12 protein-coding genes and 4 pseudogenes are annotated in these 12,187 nt (G+C 60.3%); 6 read left to right on the forward strand and 10 right to left on the reverse strand.

Annotation, left to right across the window (positions count from 1 at the left end; translation table 11 throughout):
* The 3 genes from NKJ84_RS32095 to NKJ84_RS32105 form a co-directional block, all read left to right on the forward strand.
* Positions 1-494: ATP-binding protein (locus NKJ84_RS32095; protein WP_352509877.1), on the forward strand; the 494-nt coding region annotated here is incomplete at its 5' end.
* Between the two features lie 451 nt (positions 495-945).
* Positions 946-1,098 (forward strand): aminopeptidase, encoded by a 153-nt coding sequence (locus tag NKJ84_RS32100; RefSeq protein WP_352453905.1) that lies wholly within the window; start codon positions 946-948, stop codon positions 1,096-1,098.
* Between the two features lie 56 nt (positions 1,099-1,154).
* On the forward strand, positions 1,155-1,412 hold the full coding sequence (locus NKJ84_RS32105) for an aminopeptidase (RefSeq protein WP_352453904.1): 258 nt from the start codon (positions 1,155-1,157) through the stop codon (positions 1,410-1,412).
* Between the two features lie 2 nt (positions 1,413-1,414).
* Here the strand turns inward: NKJ84_RS32105 and NKJ84_RS32110 are convergent.
* Positions 1,415-1,724, reverse strand: a pseudogene (locus NKJ84_RS32110) (integrase); the annotation flags it as partial.
* Positions 1,725-1,915: 191 nt separating this feature from the next.
* On the opposite strand from NKJ84_RS32110, the gene NKJ84_RS32115 reads away from it, so the two are divergent.
* Complete coding sequence (locus tag NKJ84_RS32115; protein ID WP_352509878.1) at positions 1,916-3,577, forward strand: tannase/feruloyl esterase family alpha/beta hydrolase; 1,662 nt, start codon at positions 1,916-1,918, stop codon at positions 3,575-3,577.
* A 242-nt stretch (positions 3,578-3,819) separates the two neighbouring features.
* On the opposite strand, the pseudogene NKJ84_RS32120 reads toward NKJ84_RS32115, so the two are convergent.
* Positions 3,820-4,941: pseudogene (locus tag NKJ84_RS32120) on the reverse strand (site-specific integrase).
* Positions 4,942-5,477: 536 nt separating this feature from the next.
* Between NKJ84_RS32120 and NKJ84_RS32125 the strand changes: the two are divergent.
* Positions 5,478-6,446 (forward strand): glycosyltransferase family 10 domain-containing protein, encoded by a 969-nt coding sequence (locus NKJ84_RS32125; RefSeq protein WP_352493678.1) that lies wholly within the window; start codon positions 5,478-5,480, stop codon positions 6,444-6,446.
* Positions 6,447-6,583: 137 nt separating this feature from the next.
* On the opposite strand, the gene NKJ84_RS32130 is transcribed toward NKJ84_RS32125, so the two are convergent.
* The 8 genes and pseudogenes from NKJ84_RS32130 to NKJ84_RS32165 all read right to left on the reverse strand — a co-directional run bounded on the left by NKJ84_RS32130 (position 6,584) and on the right by NKJ84_RS32165 (position 11,731).
* Positions 6,584-6,940 carry a hypothetical protein gene (locus NKJ84_RS32130; RefSeq protein WP_352453730.1) on the reverse strand — a complete coding sequence of 119 codons (357 nt, stop codon included), beginning with the start codon at positions 6,938-6,940 and terminating at the stop codon, positions 6,584-6,586.
* A gap of 266 nt (positions 6,941-7,206) precedes the next feature.
* Positions 7,207-7,362 (reverse strand): annotated as a pseudogene (locus NKJ84_RS32135) (ATP-binding protein); the annotation flags it as partial.
* A gap of 71 nt (positions 7,363-7,433) precedes the next feature.
* Positions 7,434-7,721: pseudogene (locus NKJ84_RS32140) on the reverse strand (transposase); the annotation flags it as partial.
* A 106-nt stretch (positions 7,722-7,827) separates the two neighbouring features.
* Positions 7,828-8,850 (reverse strand): transketolase family protein, encoded by a 1,023-nt coding sequence (locus NKJ84_RS32145; RefSeq protein ID WP_502895560.1) that lies wholly within the window; start codon positions 8,848-8,850, stop codon positions 7,828-7,830.
* Positions 8,847-9,686, reverse strand: coding sequence for a transketolase (locus NKJ84_RS32150; protein ID WP_352509879.1), 840 nt, complete (start codon positions 9,684-9,686; stop codon positions 8,847-8,849). The genes NKJ84_RS32145 and NKJ84_RS32150 overlap by 4 nt, the downstream gene beginning before the upstream one ends.
* A gap of 19 nt (positions 9,687-9,705) precedes the next feature.
* Entirely contained in the window at positions 9,706-10,458 is a 753-nt protein-coding gene (locus NKJ84_RS32155) for an SDR family NAD(P)-dependent oxidoreductase (protein WP_352453729.1), read from the reverse strand.
* A gap of 35 nt (positions 10,459-10,493) precedes the next feature.
* Positions 10,494-11,264: an amidohydrolase family protein gene (locus NKJ84_RS32160; protein ID WP_352509880.1), complete on the reverse strand. Its 771-nt coding sequence runs from the start codon at positions 11,262-11,264 to the stop codon at positions 10,494-10,496.
* Positions 11,264-11,731, reverse strand: coding sequence for an ATP-binding cassette domain-containing protein (locus tag NKJ84_RS32165; protein WP_352509881.1), 468 nt, complete (start codon positions 11,729-11,731; stop codon positions 11,264-11,266). Before NKJ84_RS32165 ends, NKJ84_RS32160 begins: the two co-directional genes overlap by 1 nt.
* Positions 11,732-11,853: 122 nt before the next feature.
* Between NKJ84_RS32165 and NKJ84_RS32170 the strand changes: the two genes are divergently transcribed.
* The coding region (locus tag NKJ84_RS32170) for a LysR family transcriptional regulator (RefSeq protein WP_352509882.1) at positions 11,854-12,187 on the forward strand (334 nt) is incomplete at its 3' end.

The following is a 12,187-nucleotide window of genomic DNA, read 5'->3' on the forward strand; positions in this document are numbered from 1 at the left end:
AGCGGCTCGCCGGTCGCGTCGACGCTCTGGCGATCCTCTACCAGACGCTAACGGCCGACGAGCCGAAGGAGGAGGTCGACCTTGGCGTCTATCTCAGCCAGATCGCGTCCGCGGTCATGAGCTCGCATGCGGTCGAGGGAATCCGCCTGGATATGAAGGTGGATACATATCCCGTGTCAATAAACGTCGCCATGCCGGCGGGACTGGTCGTCAACGAATTGCTGACCAATTCACTAAAGCATGCGTTCCGGGGGCGCGACGGCGGCACGATAACACTGCACAGCGTCGTCGATGGCGACGGCTGCCGGGTTATAGTGGCGGACGACGGAATCGGCCTGCCGGAAGGCGAGGTGTGGCCCAAGCCAGGCAAGCTCGGAGCGCTGATCGCGCGATCGCTGACCGAGAACGCCAAGGCGCAGCTAGCTGTCGAGTCCAGCGCCAACAAAGGAACGAAGGTGACCATCGTTTTCAAGCGGTCGGCGGCAGCAAGCTGAACGGTTGCTGTCGACTAGCAGGCTGGCGGCTGGCTTCATGTCGCGGCTTTGAGCAGGTGGCTGCAAATAGGCTAGGTCGCCCTTCACGGCCTGCTTCACATGGTCGAGGTCTTCCATTATGCTCCAGGCTTGCTGCTTCTGACTTCGGCGGCCAGTCCATCCCCACCTAGCGGAAGGCACTCCCGCCTGATTGCGTTGCGGCTTGAGTCTTGACGGCGGGGGCACCTGACGCCTTCGCGCTCATCACGCGCGGGCCGGCAATTCAGCAGCGAGTCATCGCTTGGCCAATCTTGCCGAGGACGAAGGTCTAACCTACAAATAAAATTGGTCCGACTGTTCGTGGCCGGAGGTAACCGCGAATTTGCGCTATCGGGACAGGAGAGCAGTGCTGTAGGCAAACCGCGATGCGTGCATTCGTTCGATTGGTTCTACGATTATCCTGACGCCTGGGGTGACCAGTTGCACCAGTATTTCCTACTACGCGCAATCTTTGCAGGGGCATGTGCAGATCATCGCGGCCCGCCAAGACATCGGAAAACTGATCGACGATCCTTCAACCCCTGAGATATTGCGCGCCCGAATGGCATCGGCGGCCGCCATATAATAGTTTGCGGCAAAGACGGCCGCGATCGAACGGCTGAGGACGCGCTCGCCAACAGATTGCGCGACAGACGATGGGGTGGATACCGCGGATACGACGCCTGGTTCGATGCTCCGATCAACAACGCGAAGCTCGCCGCGACTTCCGTCTACAGCGATTCGGTTCAAAGGCTTGGCGCGTTGGACAAAGCTCGCCGCGCCGAAGCGCGATGCATAGAAGCCGGGATAGTCGCCCGAACACAAGTCGAACAAGCGGAGTGGTCGACCGTTTCGTCCTCCCCGGGGACGAGCCGGTTGCTCTGGCCTGGGGCGACCTGATGGGTCTTGCGGAGCACCGTCTCCAGCATGGCGATCAGGTCTTCGGGAAGTATGGTCTCATTCTGCACAGACGGTTTTGCGTGGCTGTTACGGATGCCGGCGGGCACGGTGGCGATATGGCGGTCCTTTCGATCGAGCGGCTCGCCACGCTGCGTATAATTCCACGCCAGGGAGGAGAGACGGCGCTCGATCGTCGCCACAGAGTTTGGTTTCTTGTCTCCTGTAACCTTTCTGGATGCACATGGAGAGGCCGACGGTCTGCGGATCAGGCGGCAACACCTCGAGGTGCTGCCGGCGCGCCCAGGCGCAAAAAATCCGCTCTCGACCGAGCGGCGTCAGACCGGTATTCTTATGGATGTTCATCCGGTCCCCCTGGAGTCACTGAAGCTTCGACAATCTCAGCTTTCCCGGTTCGGACCGGATGGACAACCTACTGAAAGCTCACAACTAGCTACCAATGCGATCAGCTTTCGGGCTATCGGGCGCATCCAGGGAGGATGGGTATGTTCTTGGCTAACGGGCTCAAGCTGCGGGACCGCGGGTGCACGCTGGCACTGATGTTGGCGATCATATGTGTATGTGCGCCTGCACTGGCGGCAAACGCGTCGGATCAGGCGTGCCGGTCCATCGCCAAGCTCAAAATTCCAAGCGTGATCTTTACCGAGGCTAGCCTTCAAAAGCCGCAGGAGATCCCCGCAGATCCCTTCACTGCATTCACCGGCGCCTCGCCTCAGGCGGTAAAAGTGGGCGGGCACTGCCTTGTCCGAGGTGTTATCGGGAAACGCCAGGGGGTCGATGGTCAATCATATGGCACCCGGTTTGAGGTGCGTCTTCCGACGACCTGGAACGACATGTTCCTTTTCCAGGGCGGCGGCGCAGTTGATGGCTTCCTGGCGCCGGCCGTCGGGACCATTCCTTGCCGGAACTCGACCGCGGCTCCCGGGCTCTTGCGCGGCTACACTGTTGTAAGCATGGATGGCGGGCACCCAAGCCCCGATCCGGCTTTCGGGGTCGATCAAGCCGCACGCATTGATTTTGCGTACGCCTCCATTGGCAAAGTCACTTCGGTCTCGAAGCAGGTGATTGCCAAGTTCTATGGGGCGGCTCCGAAAAAGTCGGTGTTCATGGGATGCTCGAATGGCGGTCGTGAGGCGTTGATAGCGGCTCAGCGATATCCGCTCGAGTTCGACGGCATTGTTGCAGGTAGCCCGGGTTTTCGTCTCAGTGCCGCCAACATTGCCGAAGCCTGGGATACTCGCCAGTACATGAGCATCGCTCCCAAGGATGAGGCCGGCCATCCTATTCTATCCCGCGCCTTCTCCCAGCAGGATCTGAACATCGTCGCCAAGGCGGTTCTCGCTGCCTGTGATGCCCGCGATGGCATTGAGGATGGCGTCATCAACGCCTGGCAGCAGTGCCGGTTCGACCCAAAGGTCCTGTCCTGCCAAGGCGATAAGACGGACAGCTGCCTCACGGCTGGTCAAGTGCAGGCCATGAGCCGCGCGTTCGCGGGTCCGGAAAGCTCCGATGGCGAAAAGCTTTACAGCGATTGGCCATATGATACGGGCGTTGCGGGCGCGGACTGGAGAATGTGGAAGCTGGGCAATTCCCCCACTTCCCAGTCGGATGCAAATAACATCGTTCTGGGAGCCCGCTCGCTTCAATACTACTTCATGACGCCCCCGGCGCCGAATTTTGACCCCCTGAAGTTCGACTTCGACAAGGATCCGGCACGCGTTGCGGATACGGCCAAGCTCAATGATGCGACCGGCACGTATCTCGCCAGCTTCGCTGCCCACGGTGGAAAGCTGCTCTTGTTCCAGGGACTTTCCGATCCGGTCTTCTCAGCCAACGATCTGGTGCGCTGGTACAAGCAAGTCGTCGAGGTCACAAGCGGCGGCGATTTGGAAGCGACTCGCCGTTTCGTGCGCATGTTCATAATCCCGGGGATGACCCACTGCGGCGATGGCCAAGCCTTCGACGACTTTGATCCTTTGGCCGCCATCGAGGGCTGGATAAACCAAGACAAGGCTCCGGATTCTCTCGCGGCTGGCAGCAAGGCATTCCCCGGCAAGCACCAGCCGATCTGCGCTTATCCCACTCAAGCTGCCTATGGCGGTAAGGGAAATCCCGATGAGATCGCGAGCTATTCGTGTCGGGGATAAGAGACCTCGTCATTTGTTCGCTTCAATCTGCGCGCATTCCCGGAACAGGTCTCCCGGACCAAGGATCGGTTGGAAAAGCTAAACCCGGAATTTGTGGGCCGTGCCATAACGCAGTTGATGATCATGCCTGACTACGAAGCGTCGGCCGCCGATAGTCTGGACACAGCGCTCGCTGTGCTCGATGAGGTAATTGTTATCGCCTGAGATCTGACCGCCTCATCCCAGCGGACAAAACGGGGGCATCAGAGCCCGGACGCCTTGGTGAGATTTACGCGGAAACGATCGCCGGCGCTGATAATTTCGCGTCATCTCCGCGGAGGCATGGCCGAGCTGTTTTTGCACATAGCGTTCGTCGACCTCGGCCGACGAGGCGAGGCCGGCGCGCAGTGAGTGGCCGGCGAATTTCTTGGCCCGTTCGCCCTCCGACAGATCGCCGCGCACGCCGGCGGCGAGCGCCGTGCGCTTGACCAGGCGTGCGACCTCCTGGTCGTTCAAGCGATCGGCACCGACGGCTCTGCCTTGACCAGCAACGCGCCGAAACAGCGGTCCGTGCGCAATGCGCGCCAGTCTTAGCCAGGTCTGCAGAGCGACCACAGGGCAGGTGGCGTCGGAGGAGCCGCGGCCGATTTCGACCTCGCGCCAGCCGGTTTTGCCGCGCAATGTGACAAGCAGACCCTTATCGGCAAAAATCTCGACCCAGCCGCGCCCGTCCTCGGTCTGATCCCTGCCGACGTCGAGGCCGACGATTTCGGATCGGCGAAGGCGGCCGGCGAAACCCAAAAGCAGCATGGCGCGGTCGCGCAGACCACGCAGCGTGCCGCGGTCGAGGGTCTCGCACATGCGATCAGATCCTCGGGCAGGATCGCTTCCTTCTGCCGGGGAGGGGACGCGTGGGTGTTGCGAACGCCAGCCATCACCGTGGCGATATGCCGGTCCTTGCGGTCCAGCGGCTGGCCGCGCTGGGCAAAATTCCAGGAGAGCGACGAAAGCCGGCGCTCGATGGTTGAAACGGTGTTGGGCCTTTTGTCGCCAGTGGCCGTACCTGACGCGCAGGCGGCGATATAGAGCCCGACGACCTCAGGATCGGGCGGGAACATCTCGATGCCTTGGCGCCGGCACCAGCTCGAAAAATGCTTCCAGTCGGCTGCGTAGGCGCGGCGCGTGTTGGCCGAACTCGCCGCCTCGATATAATCGCGCGCGCGGCCGGCGAGCGCCTCAAGCTGCGCAGGCAGGCTGGGATTGGCAATGGCTGGAAGGGGAGGGGACGAGGCTAGGTCGGCATCGCCCATCTGCATGACGATATCGATGATGTCGGGCAAAGCCGCGGCGCTTTGTGTGTGAAGCTTGTCCGAAATTCGTAGCATATTTCGGACATCTTGACCGTCACTTCGTCCGAAATCGGACCACAGATTTCGGACAAAGCCCCAGCATCAACCCGCCAATATCTCGATCTGCCGTCGCCGCTGCAAACGTCGCCTGTGAGAGGCGAGCCGCCTCTAAACTGGTCGTATATCCCGATTAATAATAAGAATGTAGTCAACTTCCATATTTTAGAGGGCACGCATGCTGCCACTCAACCGGCCTGATCACCACACAAAGTGAGGAAGAACCTGGTTAGGTGCAAAGCGACAATTGCCTCGACAGCGGGTCCCGGAAGGTTTATGCTGCTCAATCTTACCGCAATCCGAAATGGCGATTGAGTACCTTCACGAGTGAAGGGATTCCCGCGGTCTTAGAGATGAGTTGTCGAATGGCGCGAAGTCGCACAGAATCGCGAAGTCGCACAGAATCGTGTGTTTGATACCGATCAGGATCGCGAGCTATTTCAGGCGCAGAGAGGTCTTGCGCCCGATGCACGAGTTGCTCCCGGTCCAACGGAAGTGAATGGGGTGGAACTGCTTTGTCGACCAAATTGTTGACGGAACGTCCGGCGCCCATTGTTGCTACATGTCTGGATTCTTGGGGCGTTTTGGATGATGCAATCCACCATCTCACTCCAAAGGGCAGTGGAATCTGGAACAATGTCGCTTTTGTACGCAGGACATCCTTCGCGCCCGATTGGCATATTGTCTTTAACTCTGCTTCTATTTTTGGGCTCCCTGTTGATATCGAGGCGAGTCCAAACAGGACAATTTTTGCAATCGGCGAACCGCCGACGAAAGCTCATCGCGCATTTCATGAAGGGCAGGGGAAAAATACCATCGTCCTGACGTCTGACGCAGAGCTGGCTGCTCGGCAGAATGCAGAGCGCCGATTCGTTTTGTCTCCACCTATCACTCGGTCTTGGTCTGTAACAAAGACATATGACCAACTTCTGGTCAGCGAAGTCGTGGACAAGCCGCTTCGGCTCTCATGGATTACCAGTAACATCGCCCTGCTTAAAGGGCATCGATATCGGCTGGCGTTTCTGGAACGGCTGAGAGAGGAGCTCGATTTTGACCTGTTCGGCCGAGGTTTTCGGCTGATTGGAGATAAATGGGACGCACTCGCACCGTACCGTTACAGTATAGCTTTCGAGAATACTCGTGCTGATTACTATTTTACCGAGAAGCTTATGGACTGCTTCGTTGCTGAAACAATGCCGATCTATTACGGCAGCCCGGCAATCACGAGGTTCTTCCCTTCCGACTCAATGGTTCTGATTGACCCAGAGGACAAGAACGTAATCCAAAAAATTCAAGAAATCATCGACTCGGACCTCTGGAAGGAGCGTCGCGGCGCAATACAAGAGGCGAAGCGGTTGGTTCTTGAGAAATACAATACGTTTGCTTATCTCGCGGGCTTCATCGAAAGCGTTCACGATAAACCCTTACCGCCGGAAGTTATACACATCGGTTCGCCTGCGGTCGATTTTGGGAGAGACGAATGAAGTACTCCAACGCTCGCTTCGCGTGCCCGGCGGTTGGTGGTCTGGCGAGATCGGTACGGAGCGCTCGGCGGAGAATGCCTACCTGCGCAGACGGGCCGGCACGGGCGCACGAGGTCATGCGCCCCGGCTGCCGCTGATCAGACGAACTGGGGAAGGCCAGGAACGGAATTGAGGACCTCGTCCACGAGTTCGTCGCCGGCATGTTCCTTGGCGAAGGCGATCGTCTCGTTGGCGATGGCGGCGATCTTTAGAATGCTGAGACCCTCACTCATCAATTGCTGGCCGAGCCCCATGAGGCCGCCTCCGCCCTCTGGGTCGTTGCCATGATACTTCGCCACTAATTCCGAAGCTCCGGGAATGGCCGCGATCATGCGCGCAACGGGACCGTCGGCCGCGTGGCGTTGCAGGAAACCCAGCATTAACCCAACGGCCTTCTCTGCGAGAGCCGGGCCGATGCCGGCACCAGTGGCGATGCGCGATAAGAATTCTTCCATGGCAGGGTTCGTCTCTCTTTAATGAGGTTTACACGGGGCCGGTCCGGCGCCCAAAGCGCCCTTGGCCGAAGCACAATTGAACTCCACAAAAATAGGCCGGCGGAAGTGCTATTGCAACTGCGCGTAAAACCGCCTCTGTCAACGCAAGCTGCGTCGGACGTGCGTATTTCGCAAAAACGGGACAGTCGTCCCGCTAAATCGCGGACAGCAGTTTCACTAATTCGCGGACAGCAGGATGGAGTCGGCGCTCGGTTGCCTGGTTGAAGTCATTTGCGATTGATTTCGCCGTTTTCGGCGCCGGTCAAGGGCGGCGGTGTTTTTTGCTTTCTCATGCTGTCGCCTTCGAGGGTGATGCGATGGGCGTTGTGGATGATCCGGTCGAGAATGGCGTCGGCTATTGTCGGCTCCGCGAATGCTTCATGATGCACCTTTCCTTGATCGCCTGGTCCGTTGCAGTCGGCGTTGAAGTTGATCGATCTGGTCGCTGGAAAGGTTTCCGCTTGGCCGCGGGCGTCACCATTTCTTTCCCACAAGATCCTTCAACGCGGCATTGTCGAGCATGGCGTCGGCCAGAAGCCGCTTCAGCCGCGTGTTCTCGTCCTCCAGAGCCTTCAGTCGCCGAGCCTCGCAGACATCCATCCCGCCGAAGCGGGCCTTCCAGTTGTAAATCGAGGCGTCGCTGACCCCGTGCTTGCGGCACAGATCGGCAACCGATACCCCGGCCTCATGTTCCTTCAAAATTCCGATGATCTGCTTCTTCAGAGAAGCGGCTACGTTTCATGTCCTGGTCCTCTCGATGGGCCAGAACGAACTTCAAACCGGATTAGATAAGAGGGGCAAGGTCAAGGTCGATGACTCAACTGTTGTGTGGGGAGAGCTCTTACTTCTCATTCGCTCCAAATGCGGACGCGGCGCACGAGCTCGGAAGTTGAGATCCCGTAGCGATCGTGAAGCGTCGGCAGCGCGCCAGCGTCGAGGAACTCGTCGGGCAGGGCGATCTGGCGAAAGACTGGGGTCACTCTCTCGCGCATCAGCAGCGCGGCAACGCCTTCGCCAAGGCCACCAATGATGGTGTGGTTCTCCGCCGCCACCACCAGCCGTCCCGAACGGCGCGCGGCAGCGAGTATCGCCTCCGTATCCAGAGGTTTGATCGTCGGAACGTGCAGAACGGCGCAGCCGATCCTGTCGGCTTCAAGCGCCTTCGCGGCCTCCAGCGCGCGCATGGTCATCAGGCCGCTGGAAATGAACAATACGTCCGCGCCCTCGCGCAGCATTCGCGCCTTGCCGATTTCAAATGTATAGTCGTCTTCGTCGAGCACGACAGGAACCTTACCGCGCGAAAGCCGCATGTAGACCGGCCCGTTGTAGTCCGCGATCGCCTCCGTGGCCTGTTCGATGTCGAGCGCGTCGCAAGGGTCGATGATCGTCAGGTTCGGCATCCCGCGGAAGATCGCGATGTCCTCCGTCGCCTGGTGGCTGGGGCCGTAGCCGGTCGTCAGCCCCGGTAAGGCGCAGACGATCTTCACATTGAGTTTCTCCTCGGCGATCGCCATGCAGATGAAATCGTAGGCACGTCGCGATGCGAAGACGGCGTAGGTGGTGGCGAAGGGCGTAAAACCCTCCCGCGCCAAGCCGGCGGCGGCGCTCATCAGCACCTGCTCCGCCATGCCCATCTGATAGAAGCGGTCCGGATGCTCCTGTGCGAAGACATGGAGATCGGTGTATTTCGCGAGGTCCGCCGTCAGGCCAACTATCCCGGGCCGCTGGTGCGCCAGTCTGGCCAGTGTGTGCCCGAACGGCGCATTGCGTGTCGGTACGCCATCGGGCGCGATCGACGCGATCATCGCCGATGTGGTCTTGCGCTCACCGGCATTGGCGGCGTGGCGCGGCGCGAACTTTGACAACCTCAACGCGGACGTCCCTTTTCCAAAGCTTCGAGCGCTAACGTCCATTCGTGCGGTTCGACGCGGATGAAATGCGTGATGTCGCGGGTTTCCAGGAATGGCACACCCTTGGCCATGCGCGTATCGCAAACGATCACACGCGGACGAGGTTCCTTCAGGCCGCGCGCCATGTCGAAGGCCTTGCGGACCGCCTCGATGTCGTTGCCGTCGACGCGCTGCGCATGCCAGCCGAACGCCTCGAACTTGTCGGTCACCGGTTCGGAGGAGAGCATGGCCGTCGACGGACCATCGGCCTGCTGATTGTTGACGTCGACAATGGCAATGAGATTGTCGAGCTTGTGGTGGGCGGCCGACATCGCGGCTTCCCAGGTCGAGCCCTCACCGAGCTCGCCGTCGGACAAAAGATTGTAGACGAAACTGTCGCTTCGCTTGCGCATCAGCCCCATGCACATGCCAACGGCAATGCCAAGGCCGTGACCGAGCGAGCCGCCGGTGATCTCCATGCCGGGCGTGTATGGCGCCATGCCGGACATCGGCATACGGCTTTCATCGCTGCCATAGGTTTCGAGCTCTTCCTCCGGCAGCACGCCCGCTTCGATCAGAGCCGCGTAGAGCGCGATCGCATAGTGTCCGATCGACAGCAGGAAGCGGTCGCGTCCCTCCCACAACGTGTCCTCCGGCCGGTAACGAAGCGCATGGAAATAGGCGACGGCAAGCACGTCGGCGACACCCAGCGCCTGTCCGACATAACCTTGGCCCTGGACTTGACCCATCCGCACGGCGTGTCGGCGGATACGATAGGCTCGTTCGGCCAGGCTGACATTGCTGCCAGCGCGAGGCATCTCAAGCTCCGTTGTCCACTCAGCCATGGATTAGCATCCCACCGTTGACATCGATCACGGCGCCGGTGATGTAGCTGGCCAGATCGGAAGCCAGGAAGAGATAGGCGCCGGCTACGTCGCGCGCCTCGCCCAGCCGGCTGAGCGGGATTCCCTTGATGATGTCGGCGCGCATGGCGTTGGTCAGTTTGCCGCCGGTGATGTCGGTCTGGATCAGGCCCGGTGTGATGCAGTTGACGCGGATGCCTTCGGGACCGAATTCGCGCGCCATGGCCTTGGCAAGCCCCAGAACACCCGCCTTGGCAGCCGAATAGTGCGGGCCACCGAAGATGCCGCCGCCGCGCTGGGCCGAAACTGACGACATGCAGATGATCGAGCCGCCGCCATTTTCGCGCATGTTCGGGATGAATGCCTGGCTGAGATGGAGCACGCCGCGTAGGTTGACATCGAGGATGCGGTCCCAGTCAGCCGCGCTGATCTCCAGCGTCTTGACCGGCTGCGTGACGCCCGCATTGTTGCAGAGCACATCGATCCTGCCCAAGGTTTCTGTCACTTGCGCCGCCGCCCTCTTGCAGGCGTCGAGGTCCGCGACGTTGCACGCAAGGCCGATATGGTCGGGTCCAAGCGACGCAGCGGCGTCACGCGCTTGCCCGTCATCGAGGTCGAGTATTGCAACGCGAGCCCCGTGCTGTACCATCAGCGCTGCCGTGGAGCGGCCAATTCCCCGGGGGCCCGCGGCCCCCGAAATCACCACGGCCTTGCCCTTCAGCAACAAGTCGAACTCTCCTGCTATTTCTGTTTGCCGGTGATCTAAAGTCGGTAGAACCGGGCTGCGTTGTCATGGAACAGCGCGAGCCGCTCCTCGTGCGGGTGGGCGATCGTAATTTCCTTGAAGGCGTTCAAAATGGCGTCGAAGCTCGAGAACAGCTTGTCGACGGGGAAGTTCGTCGCGAACATCGAGCGGCCGACGCCGAAGGCTGCGATCGCCTCCTCGACATAAGGACGGATCGAGAACGTGGTCCAAGTCCAGTCGCCCATGCCGAGGCCCGAGATCCAGGCGACGTTCGGCGCTTGCGCTAACTGGCGCATGCCTTTTTTCCAGGCGCCAAAATGCTCGGCGCCGTCGACCTGCATGCGATTGAGAATGATCTGCACGTCGGGAAAGTCGCGCGCCAGTTCGAGGAACTCGCTCATCTGCGGATAGTAGAGCTGCGGGTCGAAGCTCAGCCCGCGCTTCGCCAGCTCCCGGAAGCCGCGCCGCCATTCGGGCGTACGACTGACCTCCGGCCGCGCCAGATAGGTCTTGGCGGGGTCGGGATGATAATTCATCGGCTGCCGCATGCCGCGGAAGTTCGGATATTCCATGTGGCGGTCGAGGAGGTCGCCGACGTCGGGTTGGGACAGGTCGGCATAGCCGACGATGCCATGCGGAAAGCCTCGCTTGTTGGCGATCTCCTGCAGCCAGCGCGTTTCCCCAACCGGATCGCCGGGATCGAGAAGCAGCACTTCGGCTCCGGTGGAAAGGGGACGAGCGAGCTGGACGATCTGGCCTTCGTGGAGGGACAATTTGCGTGCCGGCATTATCGATGATCGCTTCGCCGATCGCTGGGTCGATCAGCTGGAGCGCTCCGAGCGCAGTTTCGCGCGTGCGGCGACGGCTGATCTGCCACCAGCCCGACCTCGCATGCACAATGCCGATGTTTTCCGCGACCGGACAGCTCGGGCAACAGCGCCAGCTCCTGATGCACCACCGCGATGATCGGGCTGTTGTGGTCGGCCTTCGACGAGGCGAAGCCAATCTCGCCGGCTTCGCGTGAGGTCAGCCCTGTGACGATGCGGATGAGAGTGCTTTTGCCGGCGCCGTTGCCGCCCAGGGGCGCGTGGATTTCGTCGGCCCGGACCTGAAAACTCACACCCCGCAGGACACGGGTTGCGTCATAACTCTTCTCGATATTGGCAGCTTCGATCAGGGGCTTCCTGGTCAATACCTGTCCAACTCCCGGCACGTTGCCGGCGCTACCCAAGCTTTGGGTTGAACTCGGCTCCATCCTGTATCTCCTTCCGGGACCAGTGTGCGACCGATTGACATTCGGCTCAATTTTCGTTTCTTAACATTCTGTGTAGCTGAGCTTAACTGACGAGGACGAGGTCAGACATCAAGTTCAATTCGATGACGCATTTCGAGGCAGTCGCGCGGCTCGGCGGCGTGGCAAAGGCCGCTCAGGAATTGCAGGTGACACCTTCGGCGGTTAGCCAGCAGCTGCGGCTGCTCGAACACCAACTCGGGGTGCGGCTTTTTCAGCGCGAAAAGCGCCATCTCTCGCTCACGATCGACGGTGAGCGGCTCTTCCAGACCACGACCCAGGCTTTCGAATCCATACGCGAGGTGCGTAATGCCATTGTGCGGCAGCGCGAAAGCTTCCAGCTTAGCCTGCGCGTCAGTCCTTCCTTCGGCGAGAAATGGCTGGCGCCGCGGTTGGCCGAGTTCAGCAAGGGCTATCCGA

Source organism: Mesorhizobium sp. M0048 (assembly GCF_040323405.1).
Classification (GTDB): Bacteria; Pseudomonadota; Alphaproteobacteria; order Rhizobiales; family Rhizobiaceae; genus Mesorhizobium.